This window comes from Sphingobium rhizovicinum, from assembly GCF_042647625.1.
GTDB classification, from domain to species: Bacteria; Pseudomonadota; Alphaproteobacteria; order Sphingomonadales; family Sphingomonadaceae; genus Sphingobium; species Sphingobium rhizovicinum.
The window spans coordinates 2858698-2875814 of sequence record NZ_JBHRVU010000004.1 but is presented as its reverse complement, the minus strand read 5'-3'; the positions used below and the strand labels follow the sequence as shown (position 1 = coordinate 2875814).

Here is a 17117-nt window from a genome sequence, read left to right as displayed (position 1 = left end):
TGCGGCGCGGATGATAGGAAACGCCTTGGAAGTGGGCGCATCAATCTGATAGCGCAACTATTATGCCCAGTTCGCCCGCCGCCGCCGCCCGCCAGATCCTTGTCCGCCTTCAGGAAGTGATGGCCGCGCGCACCAGCGCGCAGGCGAAACTGAACAAGGTTGTCGAGATTATCGGCGAGTCGCTGTCGAGCGAGGTCTGCTCCATCTATCTGGTGCGCGAAGGCGTGCTGGAGCTGTTCGCGACGCGCGGGCTGAAGCAGGAGGCGGTGCATGTCACCCGCATGGCGATGGGGGAGGGGCTGGTCGGCCTGATCGCGACCAATGTCGAGGTGATGAACCTGGACGAAGCGGCGTCGCACCCCGACTATAGCTATCGCCCGGAAACCGGCGAAGAATTGTTTCACAGCTTCGCCGGCGTGCCGATCGTGCGGCGCGAGCGCGCCATTGGCGTGCTGAGCGTGCAACATGCCGATCCGCGCAAATATGAAGAGATCGAGATCGAGGCGTTGCAGACGGTCGCCATGGTGCTGTCCGAACTGATCGCGAACGCTGAACTGGCCGATGATGGCCCGGCCGATGCGCGGATCGCCGACACCGGCACGACCATGCTGCACGGCCTGCAACTGGTGATGGGCATGGCGCGGGGCCATGCGGTATTCCACCAGCCGCGCATCCATGTCGAACATACGGTTGCCGAGGATACGGAGGCGGAGCGGGCGCGCGTCATTTCCGCCTTTGCCAAGATGCGCGAACAGATTGACCGGATGACCGGCGCGGCCGAGTTCGGCACCGAGGGCGAGCATCAGGAGGTGCTCGAAACCTACAAGATGTTCGCCTATGACGAAGGCTGGATCAGGCGGATCAACGAGGCGATCGATAGCGGCCTGACCGCCGAGGCGGCGATCGAGCATGTGCAGCAGCGCACCCGGATGCGGATGCGCCAGATTGACGATCCGTTGTTGCAGGACCGGATGCACGATCTGGAGGATATGGCCAACCGCCTGCTGCGCATCGTGTCGGGCCAGCTGGGCACGGCGGCGCAACTGGGGCTGCGCGGCGACGCCATCCTGATCGCGCGCAATCTGGGGCCTGCGGAGCTGCTGGAATATGACCGGCGGCGGCTGAAGGGCGTGATCCTGGAGGAAGGGTCGTTGACCGCCCATGTCACCATCGTCGCGCGCGCCATGGGCGTGCCGGTGCTGGGCCGGGTGCGCGATGTGCGCCACCAGCTGAACGAAGGCGACCTGATCCTGATGGATGTGGGCGCCAATTCGCTGCTGATCCGCCCGAGCGCTGACATGGACGAGGCGTTCGAAAGCAAGCTGCATGTGACGCAAAAGCGCCGCGCCGAATTCGCCGCGATGCGCGATCTGCCGTCGGTGACCACCGACGGGCAGCGGGTGGAGCTGATGGTCAATGCCGGCCTGCGGGAAGATGCGCAGGCGCTGGACATTGTCGGCGCGGACGGCATTGGCCTGTTCCGCACGGAGTTTCAGTTTCTGGTGTCGGCCACCCTGCCGCAGCGGGAAAAGCAGCAGCGTCTGTACAAGGATGTGCTGGACGCGGCGGGCGACCGGCCCGTCATTTTCCGCACCGTCGACATCGGCGGCGACAAGGCGCTGCCCTATATGACGCGCGACGGCGACGAGGAGCTGGAGGATAATCCGGCGATGGGCTGGCGCGCGCTGCGGCTGGCGCTGGACCGCGACGGGTTGATGAAGGCGCAGGCGCGCGCTCTGCTGGAGGCGAGCGCAGGCAAGGTGCTGAACATCATGTTCCCGATGGTGTCGGAGCCATGGGAATATGAACAGGCGCGCGCGCTGGTGGAGCATCAGCGCGAATGGCTGGTGTCGCAGAAGAAGAAGATGCCGATCGCGGTCAAATATGGCGCGATGCTGGAAGTACCGGCGCTGGCCGAAGTGCTGGACATATTATTGCCGCGTCTCGACTTCCTGTCGATCGGCACCAACGACCTGACCCAGTTCCTGTTCGCCGCCGACCGCGCCCATCCCAAGCTGGCGGAGCGCTATGACTGGCTCAGCATCGCGGTGCTGCGGTTCCTGGATCGGGTGGTGCGCGCCTGTCAGGCGCATCAGGTGCCGGTGGGCGTGTGCGGCGAAATGGGCGGGCGCACGCTGGAAGCGATGGCGCTGATTGGCCTGGGCATCCGTCGCCTGTCGATCACGCCCGCGTCGGTCGGCCCGGTCAAGGCGATGATCCGCGCGATCGATGCGGCGCAATTGCAGGCTTTGATGCGCGAACTGCTGGACAGTGGAACGTCCGACATTCGCGGCCCGCTGACCCGGTGGGCGCAGGAGAGAAACATCGAATTGAGCTGAATTGCAGGGACATGGCGTTGACAAGGCCTGTCCCGCAGTGAGACAAGGCCCGGCCCACAAAGGTCGCGGGAGCAGCATGGCAGACGAAGCAGAACTGGAAACCGGCGCGAATGGCGCGCCGGAGGCGCAGCCCACTACCCCCGGCGCGAAGCTGCGCGCCGCGCGGGAAGCGCAGGGCCTATCGATCCAGGATGTTGCGACCCGAACGCACATTGCCGTGCGCCAGCTGGAAGCGGTGGAGCGCGACGATTACGCCTCTCTGCCCGGCATTCCCTATGCCGTGGGTTTCGCGCGCGCCTATGCCCGCGCCGTCGATCTGGATGAAGTGACGATCGCCGCCGAAGTGCGCCATGGCGTGCATGCCAGCGATCTGGGCGCCAATCGGTATGAGACGTTCGAGCCGGTCGATCCGGCCCGCGTCCCCCCCCGCCGGCTGGCATGGGTGGTCGCCGTCATCGTCGTCCTGCTGATCGCGGGCTATACGCTGTGGCGCACCCAGTTGCTGACCCCGCCCACCGGTGAGGAAATCGCGCAGGAAGAGGCTGCGCCTGCTGCCGCCCGGCCGGCCGGGGCCGCGCCGGTTGCGCCCGCCGCCCAGCCGGTCGTCTTCACCGCGATCGATGATGTCTGGCTGCGCATCGTTGACGAAACCGGAGAGCGGTTGAAGGACGGAACGCTGAAGAAGGGCGAGAGCTTCACCCTGCCCGAAGGGGCCAAGGGGCCGACCATCCTGACCGGCCGGCCACAGGCGCTGAGCGTGACGGTGGGCGGCAAGCCGATCGCGCCGCTGGGCGCGGCCGACCGCACCATCGCCGATGTGCCCGTCAGCGCCGAGGCGCTGCTGGCGCGCGGCACGACCGCGCCAGCCGCCGCCGTGCCGTCAGCCGCAACGCCCGCTGCGCGTCCTGCCCAGCGCCGGCCTGCGCCCGTCGGCACGCCGACCCTGGAAAGCCCGGTGCCGGCAGCGGCGCCGACCGCGCCGACAACGCCTGCGCCGTCCGCCGGGCAGGCCGGATCGGCCGGCTGAACGGATTGGCGAATTGGCCGGCCTAACTGGCGGCAACGTCGCGCTTTACCGCGGAAAATTACGCCTTATGGTTAGGGCGACCAAGTTAGTCGGGGATCCTCATGCGTCACGCCCTTTTTGCGACCACCGCCATTTTGCTGGCGGTCGCGTCACCCGCCGCCGCCCAGACTTCGGTCGAAGGACGGGTCGATCGGCTGGAAAAGGAAATGCGCGCCGTGCAGCGCAAGGTGTTTCCCGCCGGCACACCGCTGGAGGCGGAGATTACGCGCCCGGCCGCGCCGGTGGTAACGCCGGGCAGCCCGTCGGGCACGCCGATTTCCGACCTGACCGCACGGGTGGGGGCGCTGGAATCGCAGCTGGCCTCCATCACCGGGCAGGTGGAGGAGAATAATTACAAGCTCCGCCAGCTGGAGGAAGCGTTCAATAAATATAAGGCGGAAACCGACGCGCGGCTGGCCCAGCCCGAAGCCGCCTCGCCGGCGCCGCGCCCGACCGTGTCCGCACCCGTTGCCGTCGATCCGGCGCCGGCGGCCGCCAAGCCCGCTGCGCCCAAACCGGCCGCCGCCAAGCCAACTGCGCCAGCCCCCGCGAGCGAAGAGCGCAAGACGGCCGTTGCCGCGATCGAACGGCCGAGCTCCGGCGATGCTGCCAGCGACGCCTATAATTACGGCTTCCGCCTGTGGGACGCCAAATTCTATCCCGAAGCGCAAGGGCAGCTGAAGGCGACGGTCGAGAAATATAGCGCCAGCCCGATCGCCAGCAAGGCGCAGAATCTGCTGGGCCGCGCCTATCTGGACGATGGCAAGCCGGCGCTGGCGTCGGTCGCCTTCTATGAAAATTACCAGAAGCGGCCGCGGGGTGAGCGGGCGGCCGACAGCCTGGCCTATCTGGGCGAAGCGCTGATCCAGCTGAAGAAGCCGGCGGACGCGTGCAAAGTCTATGAAGAGCTGGAGCAGGTCTATGGCGATGGCCTGTCGTCCAGCCTGCGCGGCATGATGGCGTCGGGCCGCACGAAGGCGAAGTGCAGCTGAACGAGCAGGCGGCGGCGCTGACGGCGCGGCTGATCGCGGCTACGCGGACGCTGGTCGGGGATGATCCGGTGGCGCGTTTTGGCGTGGCGGTTTCGGGCGGACCGGACAGCATGGCGCTGCTGTATCTTGCTGCGCGCGCCTTTCCCGGCCGGGTGGCGGCGGTGACGATCGATCATCAGTTGCGAGCGGCGTCTGCGGACGAGGCGGCGATGGTCGCGGACTGGTGTGCAACGCAAGGCATCCCGCATGCAATATTGACCCCGGACCGGCCGGTCGAGGGCAATGTCCATGCCTGGGCGCGGGCGCTGCGCTATCGGTTGATCGAACAATGGCGCGCGCGCGCGGGGATCGACTGGATCATGACCGCCCATCATGCCGACGATCAGCTGGAAACGCTGATGATGCGATTGAACCGGGGATCGGGCGTGGCCGGGCTGGCGGGCGTGCGGGCGCGAACCGGGCGGGTGATCCGGCCGCTGCTGGGCGAGCGCAAGGCGGCGCTGGAGGCATTTGCGCAGGAACAGGCGCTGCCGCATGTGGTGGACCCGTCCAATGCCGATCCGCGTTTCGACCGGGCGGCGATGCGCGCGGCGCTGGCCCAAGCGCCCTGGATCGATGTGCAGGCCGGCGCGCGCAGCGCGGCGGCGCTGGCGGAGGCGGAGGCGGCGATCGCCTGGAGCGCGGCGGCGCTGGCGGCCGATCATGTCCGGGCCGATGGGGCGGGCTGGCGGCTGGATCGCACCGATTTGCCGCGCGAATATCTGCGGCGTCTGGTGCTGCATATGCTGGAGCAGGCGGGCGCGCCTCTGCCACGGGGGGATGGCCTGGACCGGGCCATTGCCGTCGCGACGGACGGTGGACAGGCGAGTCTGGGCGACTGGCTTCTCAAAGGCGGCGCGAACTGGACGCTGCGACCGGCTCCGCCGCGCCGTTGAAGATCGTTACGGAAAGGTTCCACGGGCAAACGTGCTATGCCCACGCTTTGCCGCTTTGATGCGGCGCAATGATCTTTTCTTAACCCGCTTCATGGTTAATCGTCGGGACGAGACTGCGGGGAATTTTGATCAATGATGGAATTTGCGGCCCTGACCTATGGCCTGCTGGCGAGCGTCATCCTTTCGGCGGCGCAACGGAACCGGAAACTGGCGCGGCCCCACCCGCCGCTGCTGCTCTATATGGGCTATCTGCTGTGCGGCCTGTCGGCGGGGCTGGCGCTGGCTTTGGGCTATGTCGCCCTCTCGCTGCTGCTGGGCCGCTGAAGAAAGCTGCATCCGCTTGCGCTTTTGCGGGCGCGACCTATCTTGGCGGGTGAAAGAGAGTGATGATGAACGACGAAAAAGACCCGCAGGGCAACCCCTGGATCAAAAGTGCGATGATTTGGGCGGGCGTGATCGTCGCCCTGTTGCTGTTCGTGTCGCTGTTCGACAGCCGCACGGCATCGACGGCGGGGACGGGCATCGCCTATTCCGAATTCCGGTCCAAGGTGCAGGAAGGCCAGGTCAAGGACGTCGCCATCGCGCCCGACAAGATCAGCGGCACGTTGTCGAGTGGGCAGAAGTTCAGCACCGTACCCGTGAATGATCCGGGTCTGACGGGGTTGCTGGACAGCTATAACGTCAAATATTCGGGGCAGGCCGAAGAACAGCCGAGCTTCTGGATGATCCTGATTTACCAGTCGCTGCCGTTCTTGCTGATCTTGGGCATCGCTTTCTTCGTGCTGCGCCAGATGCAGAAGGGCGGCGGCGCCGGTGGCGCAATGGGCTTTGGCAAGTCCAAGGCCAAGCTGCTGACCGAAAAGCACGGCAAGGTGACGTTCGATGACGTTGCCGGCATTGATGAAGCGCGCGAGGAATTGCAGGAAATCGTCGAGTTCCTGAAAGATCCGAGCAAATTTGCGCGTCTGGGCGGCAAGATCCCCAAGGGCGCGCTGCTGGTCGGTTCGCCCGGCACCGGCAAGACGCTGCTGGCGCGCGCGATTGCGGGCGAGGCGGGCGTGCCCTTCTTCACCATTTCGGGTTCGGACTTTGTCGAAATGTTCGTGGGCGTCGGTGCCAGCCGTGTGCGCGACATGTTCGAACAGGCCAAGAAGAACGCGCCCTGCATCGTCTTCATCGACGAAATCGACGCGGTCGGCCGCCATCGCGGCGCGGGTCTGGGCAATGGCAATGACGAGCGCGAGCAGACGCTGAACCAGTTGCTGGTCGAGATGGACGGCTTTGAGGCGAATGAGGGCATCATCATCGTCGCGGCGACCAACCGCCCCGACGTGCTGGACCCGGCTTTGCTGCGTCCGGGCCGCTTCGACCGTCAGGTCGTGGTGCCCCGTCCCGACATTGAGGGCCGTGAGAAGATTCTGGCCGTGCACATGAAGAAGGTGCCGCTGGCCCCCGACGTCAATCCGCGCACCATTGCGCGCGGCACGCCGGGCTTCTCGGGCGCGGACCTCGCCAACCTGGTCAACGAAGCCGCTTTGACGGCGGCGCGGCGGGGCAAGCGTCTGGTGGCCATGGACGAATTCGAATCGGCCAAGGACAAGGTGATGATGGGCGCGGAGCGTCGCTCCATGGTCATGACCGACGATGAGAAGAAGATGACCGCCTATCATGAGGCGGGCCATGCCATCGTGTCGGTCCATGAACCGGCGTCCGATCCGATCCACAAGGCGACGATCATCCCGCGCGGCCGGGCGCTGGGCATGGTGATGCGCCTGCCGGAACGGGACAGCTATTCCTATCACCGCGACAAGATGCACGCGAACATGGCCGTGGCCATGGGCGGGCGCGTGGCCGAAGAAATCATCTTCGGCTATGATAAGGTGTCGAGCGGCGCTTCGGGCGACATTCAGTACGCCACCAAGCTGGCGCGCGACATGGTCACGCAATGGGGCATGTCCGACAAGCTGGGTCCGCTGCAATATGAAGAGCAGCAGGGCGAAACCTTCCTGGGCTATTCGCAGAGTCAGCGTGTCCATATGTCGGACGAGACGGCCAAGCTGATCGACAAGGAAATTCGTGGACTGGTGGAGCAGGGCTATGCCCGCGCGCAGGAAGTGCTGAAGGGTCATGAAGACCAGCTGCACCTGCTGGCCAATGCGATGCTGGAATATGAGACGCTGTCGGGCGAGGAGATCAAGACCCTGCTCGACAAGGGGGAGATCACCCGCGACGACGGTACGACGATCAAGCCTTCGGTCGTTCCGGCAGCCGGCAGCTCGATCCCGCGCATCCGCAAGCGCAAGGGACCGTTTGGCGATCCGACGCCGGCCGGCGCGTAAAGCGCGCGACAGGTTGAGAAAAAAAAGGGCGCGGCTGTGATGGCCGCGCCCTTTTGCATTTTGGCGTAGCTGCGTTCCTGCATTGAAATGCGCGGCCGGAGCGGCGATGGGAGAAGGATCGACCGGAGCCTGCCATGACCCGCCTTTCCTTGCCCACTAGCCTGCACGATTTGCCCACCCCTTGCCTTGTTCTGGACGCCGGGCGGATGGAGCGGAATATCGATCGGATGCGCGCGCGCATGGCGGATCTGGGCGTGCCGTTGCGGCCGCACCTCAAGACCGGCAAGTCGATCGAGGTGGCGCAGCAGATGATGGCGACGCCGCAAGGGCCGGCGACGGTGTCGACGCTGGCGGAAGCGCGGCGCTTTGCGCAGGCCGGGGTGCGCGACATCGTCTATGCGGTCGGGATCACGCCGGCCAAGCTGCCCGAAATACTGGACCTGCGTGCGCAGGGCGTGGATCTGGCCGTGCTGCTGGATTCGGTGGAGCAGGCGGCGGCCGTGGCGGACGCGGCGCGCGAGTCCGGCGCGGTCATCCCGGCGCTGATCGAGATTGATTGCGACGGGCATCGGTCGGGCGTGCAGTCCGATGATCGCGACCGCCTGCTCGCCATTGCGGCGGCGCTGGGCGAAGGCGGGGCGCTGCGCGGCGTGCTGACCCATGCCGGGGACAGCTATGGCGCGCGCGGGGAGGCGGCATTGCGCGCCTGCGCCGAGGCGGAGCGGCTGGCGGTGGTGACGGCGGCGCAGCATCTGCGCGCGGGCGGCCATGCCTGTCCGGTGGTCAGCGTCGGCTCCACCCCCACGGCGCTGAGCGCAACCGATCTGGCCGGGGTGACGGAAGTGCGGGCTGGCGTCTATGTCTTCTTCGATCTGGTGATGGCGGGCATCGGCGTGTGCGATCATCAGGAGATTGCCCTGTCCGTGCTGGCGACGGTGATCGGGCATCAGGAAGACAAGGGATGGATTTTGGTCGATGCCGGATGGATGGCGTTGTCGCGTGATCGGGGGACGGCCAGTCAGGATGTCGACCAGGGCTATGGGCTGGTGTGCGGTGTCGACGGCGCGCCGTTCGGCGACCTGATCGTGGCGCAGGCCAATCAGGAACATGGCGTGCTGGCGCTGCGGACGGGATCGACGGGCAGGCTGCCCCGGCTTGCGATCGGCGACAGGGTCCGCATCTTCCCCAACCATGCCTGTGCAACGGCGGCGCAGCATGACCGCTATCATGTCGTGCGGGGCGACGACGCGGTGGAGGCGATTTGGCCGCGATTTGGAGGATGGTGACACGATGACCGAGTTGGAAACGATCGAAACGGGCGATGCGCCAGCGCCGGCGGGCCATTATGCGCAGGCGATACGGGTCAATGGCATGCTGTATGTGTCGGGGCAGTTGCCGGTCGAGGTGGATCGCACGGTGCGGTCCGATCTGGCGTTCGAGGATCAGGTGCGGCTGGCCATGGCCAATGCATTGGCGATCCTGAAGGCGGGCGGATGCGGCCCGGACCGGATTGCGCGCGTAACCGCCTATATCGTCGGCGTCGACAACTGGCCGCGCTTCAATATGGTCTATGCGCAGATGTTGGGGGATGCCCGCCCGGCGCGGACGGTGGTGCCCGTGACCGAACTGCATCATGGCTGTCTGGTGGAAATCGATGCGATCGGCGCCCCCGCGGCGTAATCAGTCCGGTGCGCTTTCTCCGGTGGGGCGAGTCGCACAATAAATCCCCCAAGGGGTCTGGCCGTTTTGCGGGTTAATGGTTACATGGGCCGCCACAAATCCCCCAGCGATCAGGTTCCCTCAGCCTGGTGCGCATAGCAGAAAGTGGCTTTTTCCATGGACATCCGCCTCGGCCTCACCTTTGACGACGTGCTGTTGCAGCCCGCCGAATCCGATGTGCTGCCCAGTCAGGCGGACACCAGCACTTATGTGACCAAGGCGATCAAGCTGAACATCCCGATCCTGTCGTCCGCCATGGACACGGTGACGGAGGCTGACATGGCGATCGTGATGGCGCAGCTGGGCGGCATTGGCGTGCTGCACCGCAACCTGACCGTCGAGGAACAGGCCGACGCGGTGCGCGCGGTCAAGCGGTTCGAAAGCGGCATGGTCGTCAACCCCATCACTATCCTGCCGACGGCCACGCTGGCCGACGCGCAGATGCTGATGCAGCGCCACAAGATCAGCGGCATTCCGGTGGTGGAGGCCAGCGGCAAGCTGGTCGGCATCGTGACCCATCGCGACACCCGCTTTGCCGAGAATCCCAACCAGCCGGTCAGCGAGCTGATGACCAAGGAAAACCTCGCTACGGTCAAGGCTGGCGTCGGCCAGGATGAGGCGATGCGCCTGCTGCATGCCCGCCGCATCGAAAAGCTGCTGGTGGTGGATGACGCCTATCATTGTGTTGGCCTGATCACGGTCAAGGATATCGAAAAGGCCGTCACCTATCCGCAGGCGACCAAGGATGCGTCGGGTCGGCTGCGCGTCGCCGCCGCCTCCACCGTGGGGGACAAGGGGCTGGAGCGCAGCAAGGCGCTGATCGATGCGGAATGCGACCTGATCGTCATCGACACCGCCCATGGCCATAGCAAGCAGGTGTCGGCTGCGGTGGAAGCGGTCAAGAAGCTGTCCAACCATGTGCAGGTCGTCGCCGGCAATGTCGCCACCGCCGAAGCGACCAAGGCGCTGATCGGTGCGGGCGCGGACTGCGTGAAGGTGGGCATCGGCCCCGGCTCCATCTGCACCACCCGCGTCGTCGCCGGCGTGGGCGTGCCGCAGCTGACCGCCGTCATGGATTCGGCCGAGGAAGCCGCTAGGCAGGGCGTGCCGGTGATCGCCGATGGCGGCCTGCGCACGTCGGGCGATGTCGCCAAGGCGCTGGCCGCAGGCGCGGGCTGCGTCATGGTCGGATCGCTGCTGGCGGGGACCGCCGAAGCGCCGGGCGAAACCTTCCTCTATCAGGGCCGCGCCTATAAGAGCTATCGCGGCATGGGCAGCGTGGGCGCGATGGCGCGCGGCAGCGCCGACCGCTATTTCCAGGCGGATATCAAGGATCAGATGAAGCTGGTGCCCGAAGGCATTGAAGGCCAGGTCCCGTTCAAGGGACCGGCCAAGGATGTCATCCACCAGCTGGTCGGCGGCGTGAAGGCGGCGATGGGCTATACCGGCAGCCGCACGATCAAGGATCTTCAGGAGCGCGCCCGCTTCGTCCAGATCACCAATGCGGGCCTGTCCGAAAGCCATGTCCATGACGTGACGATCACCCGTGAAGCGCCGAACTATCCGACGCGGTAAATAATATTCCTCTCCCTTTAAAGGGAGGGGGGAAGAATGGCATGACCCCATCCGCCCGTATCCAGGCTGCGATCGATCTACTGGACGCCATCATCGCGTCGGCGCGCGATGGCGGGCCGGCGGCCGATACGCTGATCGCGCGCTATTTCAAGGAACGGCGCTATGCCGGGTCGCGCGATCGGCGGGCCGTGCGCGACCATGTCTATGATGCGATCCGCCGCGTTGCCGAACGGCCCGAAACGGGGCGGGAGGCGATGATCGGACTGGCGCTGGAGTGGCCGGAGGTCGCCGCCTTGTTCGACGGGAGCGCCCATGCGCCGCTGCCGATCGAACCGGGCGAAGTCGGCGCGGCGGCGGGGGTGGTGCCATCATGGCTGCAACCGCTGCTGGCGGCGCCGGTGGAGCAGGCGGCTTTGCTGGGCCGGGCGCCGGTGGACCTGCGCGTCAATCGGCTGAAGGCGGTTCCGGCTGATGTCGCGCCGCTATTGCCTGATGCCGCGCCGATCGTCGGGCTGGCCGATGGGCTGCGCCTGCCCGAAGGGTCGCCGATCGAGCAGCATGCCGCCTGGAAGGACGGGCGGGTCGAGGTGCAGGATGCCGGCAGCCAGTGGATTTCGGCGGCCTGCGGCGCGCAGCCGGGCATGACGGTGGTGGACCTGTGCGCCGGGGCTGGCGGCAAGACGCTGGCGCTGGCGGCGGCGATGCGGGGCCAGGGGACGCTGATCGCGGCGGACACGATCCGCTCGCGCCTCGCCCGGCTGGAGCCGCGGGCGGAGCGGGCCGGCGCGACCTTCATCGAAACTTTGCTGATGGACCAGAGTCATGAGGCGCGCGGGCTGGCGGCGCTGAACGGTCGGGCCGATGTGGTGCTGGTCGATGCGCCCTGTTCGGGCACGGGCACATGGCGGCGCAATCCCGAGGCGCGCTGGCGGCTGACCCCGGCGCGGCTGGCGCGGCTCGTCGCGGAGCAGGCGCGAATCCTCGATTTCGCTGCGCCCCTGCTGGCGCCGGGGGGCGTGCTGCTCTACGCTACCTGCGCGCTGACCGACCGGGAGGGGCGCGATCAGGTGGAGGCTTTCCTGACCCGCCATGCCGGGTGGGCGGCCGAGCCGATCGACCTGCCGGTGGGGCGGCCGCATGGCGCGGGGCTGTTGCTGACGCCCGGCCATGACGGCAGCGACGGCTTCTATTTTGCGCGGCTCAAGCGGGGGGCTTGAAACAGACCATGGACAAAGGCGCGCAAAACCGCGACACTTTTGCCCCGGACCCTATGCCTGAAACATGGCTGGAGATAGTAATGCGTTTTACCCCCGCCTCCATCGCCCTGGCCGCCGTGCTGACCACCGTGTCGAGCATGGGGCTGAGCCAGAAGCCCGACAGCCAGATCAGCCCCCAGTCGGTGGAATGGCAGAAGGCGGGCGAAACGGCGCGCAAGGCGGGCAATCTGAACGGCGCGACCGATGCGCTGGAAAGCGCGCTGGCGATCGACCCGCGCAACCGCGCCGCCTTCATTGAACTGGCCGAAGTGGCGCGGGCGCAGGGGCTTCAGGGCAAGGCGATCCGCCTGTACAAGGAAGCGTTGCTGCTGGACCCGACCGACGTTGCGGCGCTGGCCGGGCAGGGTGAGGCGATGATGGAAAAGGGTGCGGTCGCGCGCGCCAAGGAAGTGCTGGCCCAGGCTCAGGCGCTCTGCAAGGGCAATTGCGCCCCGGTCGGGCAACTGGCCGCCGCGATCCAGAAAGGCCCGCCCGCCGTCGCCATGACCGACAAGACGGCTGGGCCTGATGCCAAGGCCGCGCCGGTGGAAAAGCCCTGATCGGGGCTTGGGGCGAGGGTTAAGGCTGCGACAGAGTTTTCGTGCCAAGTGCCGTGGATCAATCTAAGCGTGCTCTAAATGGCGGCCTTGGGTGGTTTCCTGCCATAAGCCCCTCCCCTTCAGGGGAGGGGTTGGGGTGGGGAGCGTCGCGTCAGCGACGCTTTACACCGATAGATTGTAAGCTCGCTGCGCTCGCACCCACCCCACCCCCTCCCTTGAAAGGGAGGGGCTAATTATGTCTGCCTTTGGCCGCTTCGAGGCACACACTCCTTCGTCATGCCGGGCTTGACCCGGCATCCCGCCCTTGCTGTCCTACATGTCCACACGCAGCTATGACCTGACTTTCCATATGCGATACGCAAGAAGTTAGCGAATTTCCGCCAATGGCCGCCTTCCGTTATCATGAATTTGCCTACTACGCCTGGAGCGTGATAACTTTGGCTCGAAACAAACGGGGCAAGATAAACGCATCCTAATCTGAATGCGTACCGCCTTACACCCGCACTTCGCGCCATTCGCCCGGAGCGATGCCGTCCAGCGTCCAGTCGCCGATGCGCCAGCGCACCAGTCGCAGCGTGGGGTGGCCTACGGCAGCAGTCATGCGGCGCACCTGCCGGTTGCGGCCTTCGCGGATGGTGAGGCTTATCCAGCCATCGGGCACGCTCTTGCGCACGCGGATCGGCGGATTGCGCGGCCATAGATCGGGGTCGGCGATGCGTTCGGCTTCGGCCGGGCGGGTGAGGCCGTCCTTCAACTGCACGCCGCGCCGCAGTGCCGTCAGGGCCTCCTCGCCAATCTCGCCTTCCACCTGCACCAGATAGGTTTTGGCCGTCTTGAACTTGGGATCGGCGATGCGCGATTGCAGGCGGCCATCATCGGTCAGCAGCAGCAGGCCCTCGCTGTCCCGATCCAGCCGGCCGGCCGGATAGACGCCGGGGATGGCGATGGAATCGGACAGGGTTGCGCGCGTCGTTTCGCTGCCCCGGTCGGTAAACTGGGACAGCATGTCATAGGGTTTGTTGAACAGGATCAGGCGCGACATGGGCAATCCACGATGGGCCGGTTCAAGCGCTCAAAATCCGGGCGATCGCGACAAATTCCTCGACGCTCACCGTTTCGGCGCGGCGTTGCGGGTCGATGCCCAGCGCCTCCAGCGCCTCCAGCGCGCCGGGCAGCCCTTTCAGGCTCTGGCGCAGCATCTTGCGCCGCTGGCCGAAGGCGGCGGCGGTCAGGCGCTCCAGAAACTTCAGTTGCACGTCCTCGGGCGCGGGCTTTGGCGTGATGTGGACGACCGCCGACATGACCTTGGGGGGCGGGGTGAAGGCGCTACGATGCACCTTCATCGCGATCCGCGCGTCGCTGCGCCACTGGGACAGAACGGCCAGGCGGCCATAATGGTCGGTGCCGGGCTTGGCGACGATGCGTTCGGCCACCTCCATCTGGAACATCAGCGTCAGGCTGTTCCACCAGGGCAGGGGCGACCAGTCGGCTGACAGCCAGCCGACCAGCAAGGGCGTGCCGACATTATAGGGCAGGTTGGCGATGATATGCGCGCCCTGACCGGCTTCGGCCAGGGCATCGACCTGCATCGCATCGCCGGAAATGACACGGAGCTGGCCGGGGAAGGCATCCGTCAGTTCGGCGAGTGCGGGGAGGCAGCGATGGTCGCGCTCGACCGCGACCAGACGCGCGCCCGCGCGCAGGATCGCGCGGGTCAGGCCGCCGGGACCGGGACCGACTTCGAATGCCGGGGCGTCCTTCAGCGGGCCGGGAATGGCGGCGATGCGATCCAGCAACTGCTCGTCGAGCAGGAAATTCTGGCCCAGCGCCTTGCTGGCGTTGAGGCCATGGCGCGCAATGACATCGCGCAGCGGCGGGAGAGCGGGACGGGTTTCAGCCATGGGCGATGCGCGCGCGCGCCGCTTCTGCCGCCATCTTGAGCGCGGCCATCATCGCGCCGGGATTGGCGGCGTCGGTGCCGGCGATGCCGAAGGCGGTGCCATGATCGGGCGAAGTGCGCACGATCGGCAGGCCCAGCGTGATATTGACGCCATCGTCGAAATTCAGCGTCTTGATCGGGATCAGCGCCTGATCATGGTACATGCACAACGCGGCGTCATAGGCTTCGCGGGCGCGGGCATGGAACATGCCGTCGGCAGCGAGCGGGCCGACAATGTCGAGGCCATCGGCGCGCAGCAGTTCGATGGCGGGACGAATTACGTCGATCTCTTCGCGGCCCAGCGCGCCATTTTCCCCGGCATGGGGATTGAGGCCGGCGACGGCGAGGCGCGGGCGGGCGATGCCGAAATTGCGTTGCAGCCCCTTGGCCGTGGTCAGCGCGCGGGCGCGGATCAGGTCGATGGTCAGGACCGATGGCACATCGGCCAGCGCGATATGGATGGTGATCGGCACGACTTTGAGCGACGGGCCGGCCAGCATCATCACGGCGTTATGCGGCGCGACGCCACAGCGTTCGGCGACAAATTCGGTCTGGCCCGGATGCGTGAAGCCGACGCCGTACAACTGCTCCTTGCCCACCGGCGCGGTGACGATGCCCGCCGCCGATCCCGAGCGCGCGAGGCCGACGGCGACTTCCAAAGCCTGAAAGGCGGTGCGGGCACCATCGACGCTGGGCGCGCCCGGCACGATGTCCCCCGCTTCGGCGACCTGGAGGCAGGGCAGCGCCGTGTCGAAGACGGCGGCGGCTTCCTCCGGGCTGTCGATCCGCGCGACCGGGCCAAGCCACACCGCGCGGATCGACGCGATGTCGCCCACGGCAAAGAAGGGCGGCAGGCCGCGAGCCTGCCGCATCACCCAGCTTTTGGCGACGATTTCCGGGCCGATCCCCGCCGGATCGCCGAGTGAGACGGCGAAGGGGGGCAAGGCTGCCCCCGCCGGCGGGACGGCGTCAATTATATTCGATGATGGCATCGCGGCGAAGATCGCGCAGATAGATGCGGGCGCGCTTGTTGACCCGTTCTTCTTCCAGCTGCGCCATGATCTGGTCAGCATTGGGGGCGTTCGCCGAAGCAGGATCGTCGCGGCCGCAGACCACCAGCACGCGCACGCCGTCGGTGATGGAACCAAAGGGCGGGGTCGCTTCGCCAACCTGAAGATTAGCCAGGATTTCCTGCAACTGCGGCGGCAGGTCGCGCACCTTCACATTGTCATTGTCGACCACGTCGGCGCCGATCTTTGCGCCGACCTCATTGGCCTGGCCGCACCCCTTGATTTCCTTGACCGCTGCGGCGAAGCTGGCAGCCTTGGCGCTGGCCTGATCCTTGGTCGTTCCCTGCGGGAAGAGGACCGACAATTGCTTGAGGCTGAGCAGCGCGTCGCGCGGGTCGGCGGTCAGCACCTTGCGCTTGTCCATCACATAGATGATCGAAACGCCGCCCACGGTGTCGATCGGACCGGCGATCTGGCCGACCTGCATCTCGTTCGCGGCCTGCGCCAGTTCGGCCGGCAACTGGGTGGGACGGACCCAGCCCAGATCGCCGCCGACCGATTGGGTCGATGCTTCCGAAAACTGCCGGGCATAGGCGGCGAAACTGCCACCCTTCTGAATCTGTTCGATGATGTCGCGCGCGTTGGCGGCGACCTGCGCGTGATTTTCCGGCGTTGCGGATAGATAAATCTCGCTGATGCGGACTTCGTCGCTGCCCTTGGCGGCGTTGAGCCGATCGACCACCGACTTCACTTCTTCTTCCGACACGTTGACGAAAGGCTGGATGTTGCGGCGTTGCAGGCGGCTCCATGCCAGTTCGCCCTCGATCTGGCGCTTGATGCTGGCCGATGAACTGCCCCGTTCACGCAGATAGGTTTCGAACTGGCTGGGCGACTGGCGGAAATTGGCCGCCACGCGCTCATAGCTCTGGTTCACTTCGGCCGGATCGACACGAATGTCGTTGGCGGCGGCTTCCTGAATCTGGAGCGTTTCGTCAATCAGGTTGCGCAGCACCTGCACGCGCAGCCGTTCCTTCTCCTCGTCCGACACCTTGCCGCCATTGGCGGTGATGATGAGGGCGAGGCGCTGGTCGACGTCGGTGCCAGTGATGATCCGGCCGTTGACGATGGCGGTCGCCTTGCGGACATTGGGGTCGCTCTTGCCAAAGACGGTTACGTCCTTGGGCAGGTTCAACTGTTGCGACGCGACGCCGTCATCGTCGGCAACCGTCTGGGCAGACACCGAATGAACGCCAACGCCCAGCAGCGCCGAGGACAGAAGCAGGGTGCGCAGGCCCGAACGAACGCCCCGAAGCAGGCGATTGGGCGAGGAAACGACAAGCAGCATCGTCGGCAAAAATCTCCAATACGGTCCGGCGCAGGATGCGTC

Annotated in this window: 15 protein-coding genes; 11 read left to right on the top strand and 4 right to left on the bottom strand. The window is 66.3% G+C overall.

Features of this window, described 5'->3' with window-relative positions; translation table 11 throughout:
* Positions 1-62: 62 nt before the first annotated feature.
* From ptsP to ACFOKF_RS14975, 11 genes are all read left to right on the top strand, one after another.
* Positions 63-2339, top strand: coding sequence for a phosphoenolpyruvate--protein phosphotransferase (ptsP, locus tag ACFOKF_RS15025; RefSeq protein ID WP_380796629.1), 2277 nt, complete (start codon positions 63-65; stop codon positions 2337-2339).
* Positions 2340-2415: 76 nt separating this feature from the next.
* On the top strand, positions 2416-3366 hold the full coding sequence (locus tag ACFOKF_RS15020) for a helix-turn-helix domain-containing protein (protein WP_380796627.1): 951 nt from the start codon (positions 2416-2418) through the stop codon (positions 3364-3366).
* 101 nt (positions 3367-3467) lie between these two features.
* Positions 3468-4397 carry a YbgF trimerization domain-containing protein gene (locus tag ACFOKF_RS15015; RefSeq protein ID WP_380796626.1) on the top strand — a complete coding sequence of 310 codons (930 nt, stop codon included), beginning with the start codon at positions 3468-3470 and terminating at the stop codon, positions 4395-4397.
* The gene (gene tilS / locus ACFOKF_RS15010; protein WP_380796624.1) at positions 4388-5332 is read left to right on the top strand and encodes a tRNA lysidine(34) synthetase TilS; all 945 of its coding nucleotides are present in this window, start codon (positions 4388-4390) and stop codon (positions 5330-5332) included. Before ACFOKF_RS15015 ends, tilS begins: the two co-directional genes overlap by 10 nt.
* A gap of 132 nt (positions 5333-5464) precedes the next feature.
* Positions 5465-5656, top strand: a complete 192-nt coding sequence (locus ACFOKF_RS15005) for a hypothetical protein (RefSeq protein WP_298397335.1) — start codon at positions 5465-5467, stop codon at positions 5654-5656.
* A 65-nt stretch (positions 5657-5721) separates the two neighbouring features.
* A complete protein-coding gene (ftsH, locus tag ACFOKF_RS15000) occupies positions 5722-7671 on the top strand; it encodes an ATP-dependent zinc metalloprotease FtsH (protein WP_380797822.1) in 1950 nt (649 codons plus the stop codon).
* A gap of 134 nt (positions 7672-7805) precedes the next feature.
* Complete coding sequence (locus ACFOKF_RS14995) at positions 7806-8957, top strand: DSD1 family PLP-dependent enzyme (RefSeq protein WP_380796622.1); 1152 nt, start codon at positions 7806-7808, stop codon at positions 8955-8957.
* Positions 8958-8961: 4 nt separating this feature from the next.
* Positions 8962-9351 carry a RidA family protein gene (locus ACFOKF_RS14990; RefSeq protein WP_380796621.1) on the top strand — a complete coding sequence of 130 codons (390 nt, stop codon included), beginning with the start codon at positions 8962-8964 and terminating at the stop codon, positions 9349-9351.
* Positions 9352-9507: 156 nt separating this feature from the next.
* The gene (gene guaB / locus ACFOKF_RS14985) at positions 9508-10965 is read left to right on the top strand and encodes an IMP dehydrogenase (protein WP_380796619.1); all 1458 of its coding nucleotides are present in this window, start codon (positions 9508-9510) and stop codon (positions 10963-10965) included.
* A 41-nt stretch (positions 10966-11006) separates the two neighbouring features.
* The gene (locus ACFOKF_RS14980; protein ID WP_380796618.1) at positions 11007-12182 is read left to right on the top strand and encodes an RsmB/NOP family class I SAM-dependent RNA methyltransferase; all 1176 of its coding nucleotides are present in this window, start codon (positions 11007-11009) and stop codon (positions 12180-12182) included.
* 80 nt (positions 12183-12262) lie between these two features.
* Positions 12263-12781 (top strand): tetratricopeptide repeat protein, encoded by a 519-nt coding sequence (locus ACFOKF_RS14975; protein WP_380796617.1) that lies wholly within the window; start codon positions 12263-12265, stop codon positions 12779-12781.
* A gap of 493 nt (positions 12782-13274) precedes the next feature.
* On the opposite strand, the gene ACFOKF_RS14970 is transcribed toward ACFOKF_RS14975, so the two are convergent.
* Genes ACFOKF_RS14970 through ACFOKF_RS14955 form a run of 4 tightly spaced genes read right to left on the bottom strand, consistent with a single transcriptional unit; the run spans position 13275 to position 17075 of the window.
* Positions 13275-13823: a pseudouridine synthase gene (locus ACFOKF_RS14970; RefSeq protein ID WP_380796615.1), complete on the bottom strand. Its 549-nt coding sequence runs from the start codon at positions 13821-13823 to the stop codon at positions 13275-13277.
* A gap of 22 nt (positions 13824-13845) precedes the next feature.
* On the bottom strand, positions 13846-14682 hold the full coding sequence (rsmA, locus tag ACFOKF_RS14965; RefSeq protein WP_380796613.1) for a 16S rRNA (adenine(1518)-N(6)/adenine(1519)-N(6))-dimethyltransferase RsmA: 837 nt from the start codon (positions 14680-14682) through the stop codon (positions 13846-13848).
* Positions 14675-15712 carry a 4-hydroxythreonine-4-phosphate dehydrogenase PdxA gene (gene pdxA / locus ACFOKF_RS14960; RefSeq protein WP_380796612.1) on the bottom strand — a complete coding sequence of 346 codons (1038 nt, stop codon included), beginning with the start codon at positions 15710-15712 and terminating at the stop codon, positions 14675-14677. Before pdxA ends, rsmA begins: the two co-directional genes overlap by 8 nt.
* Positions 15690-17075 (bottom strand): peptidylprolyl isomerase, encoded by a 1386-nt coding sequence (locus ACFOKF_RS14955; protein ID WP_380796609.1) that lies wholly within the window; start codon positions 17073-17075, stop codon positions 15690-15692. The genes pdxA and ACFOKF_RS14955 overlap by 23 nt, the downstream gene beginning before the upstream one ends.
* Between the last annotated feature and the right edge of the window lie 42 nt (positions 17076-17117).

What these genes read in the sequence shown, in the direction of transcription:
- ACFOKF_RS15015 (WP_380796626.1), top strand. Translation starts at nt 3,468, where the DNA reads ATGCGTCACGCCCTTTTTGCGACCACCGCCATTTTGCTGGCGGTCGCG.
- ACFOKF_RS14980 (WP_380796618.1), top strand. Translation starts at nt 11,007, where the DNA reads ATGACCCCATCCGCCCGTATCCAGGCTGCGATCGATCTACTGGACGCC.
- pdxA (WP_380796612.1), bottom strand. Translation starts at nt 15,712, where the DNA reads ATGCCATCATCGAATATAATTGACGCCGTCCCGCCGGCGGGGGCAGCC.
- ptsP (WP_380796629.1), top strand. Translation starts at nt 63, where the DNA reads ATGCCCAGTTCGCCCGCCGCCGCCGCCCGCCAGATCCTTGTCCGCCTT.
- ACFOKF_RS14990 (WP_380796621.1), top strand. Translation starts at nt 8,962, where the DNA reads ATGACCGAGTTGGAAACGATCGAAACGGGCGATGCGCCAGCGCCGGCG.
- ACFOKF_RS14955 (WP_380796609.1), bottom strand. Translation starts at nt 17,075, where the DNA reads ATGCTGCTTGTCGTTTCCTCGCCCAATCGCCTGCTTCGGGGCGTTCGT.
- ACFOKF_RS14995 (WP_380796622.1), top strand. Translation starts at nt 7,806, where the DNA reads ATGACCCGCCTTTCCTTGCCCACTAGCCTGCACGATTTGCCCACCCCT.
- guaB (WP_380796619.1), top strand. Translation starts at nt 9,508, where the DNA reads ATGGACATCCGCCTCGGCCTCACCTTTGACGACGTGCTGTTGCAGCCC.
- rsmA (WP_380796613.1), bottom strand. Translation starts at nt 14,682, where the DNA reads ATGGCTGAAACCCGTCCCGCTCTCCCGCCGCTGCGCGATGTCATTGCG.
- ACFOKF_RS14970 (WP_380796615.1), bottom strand. Translation starts at nt 13,823, where the DNA reads ATGTCGCGCCTGATCCTGTTCAACAAACCCTATGACATGCTGTCCCAG.
- ACFOKF_RS15005 (WP_298397335.1), top strand. Translation starts at nt 5,465, where the DNA reads ATGATGGAATTTGCGGCCCTGACCTATGGCCTGCTGGCGAGCGTCATC.
- ftsH (WP_380797822.1), top strand. Translation starts at nt 5,722, where the DNA reads ATGAACGACGAAAAAGACCCGCAGGGCAACCCCTGGATCAAAAGTGCG.
- ACFOKF_RS14975 (WP_380796617.1), top strand. Translation starts at nt 12,263, where the DNA reads ATGCGTTTTACCCCCGCCTCCATCGCCCTGGCCGCCGTGCTGACCACC.
- ACFOKF_RS15020 (WP_380796627.1), top strand. Translation starts at nt 2,416, where the DNA reads ATGGCAGACGAAGCAGAACTGGAAACCGGCGCGAATGGCGCGCCGGAG.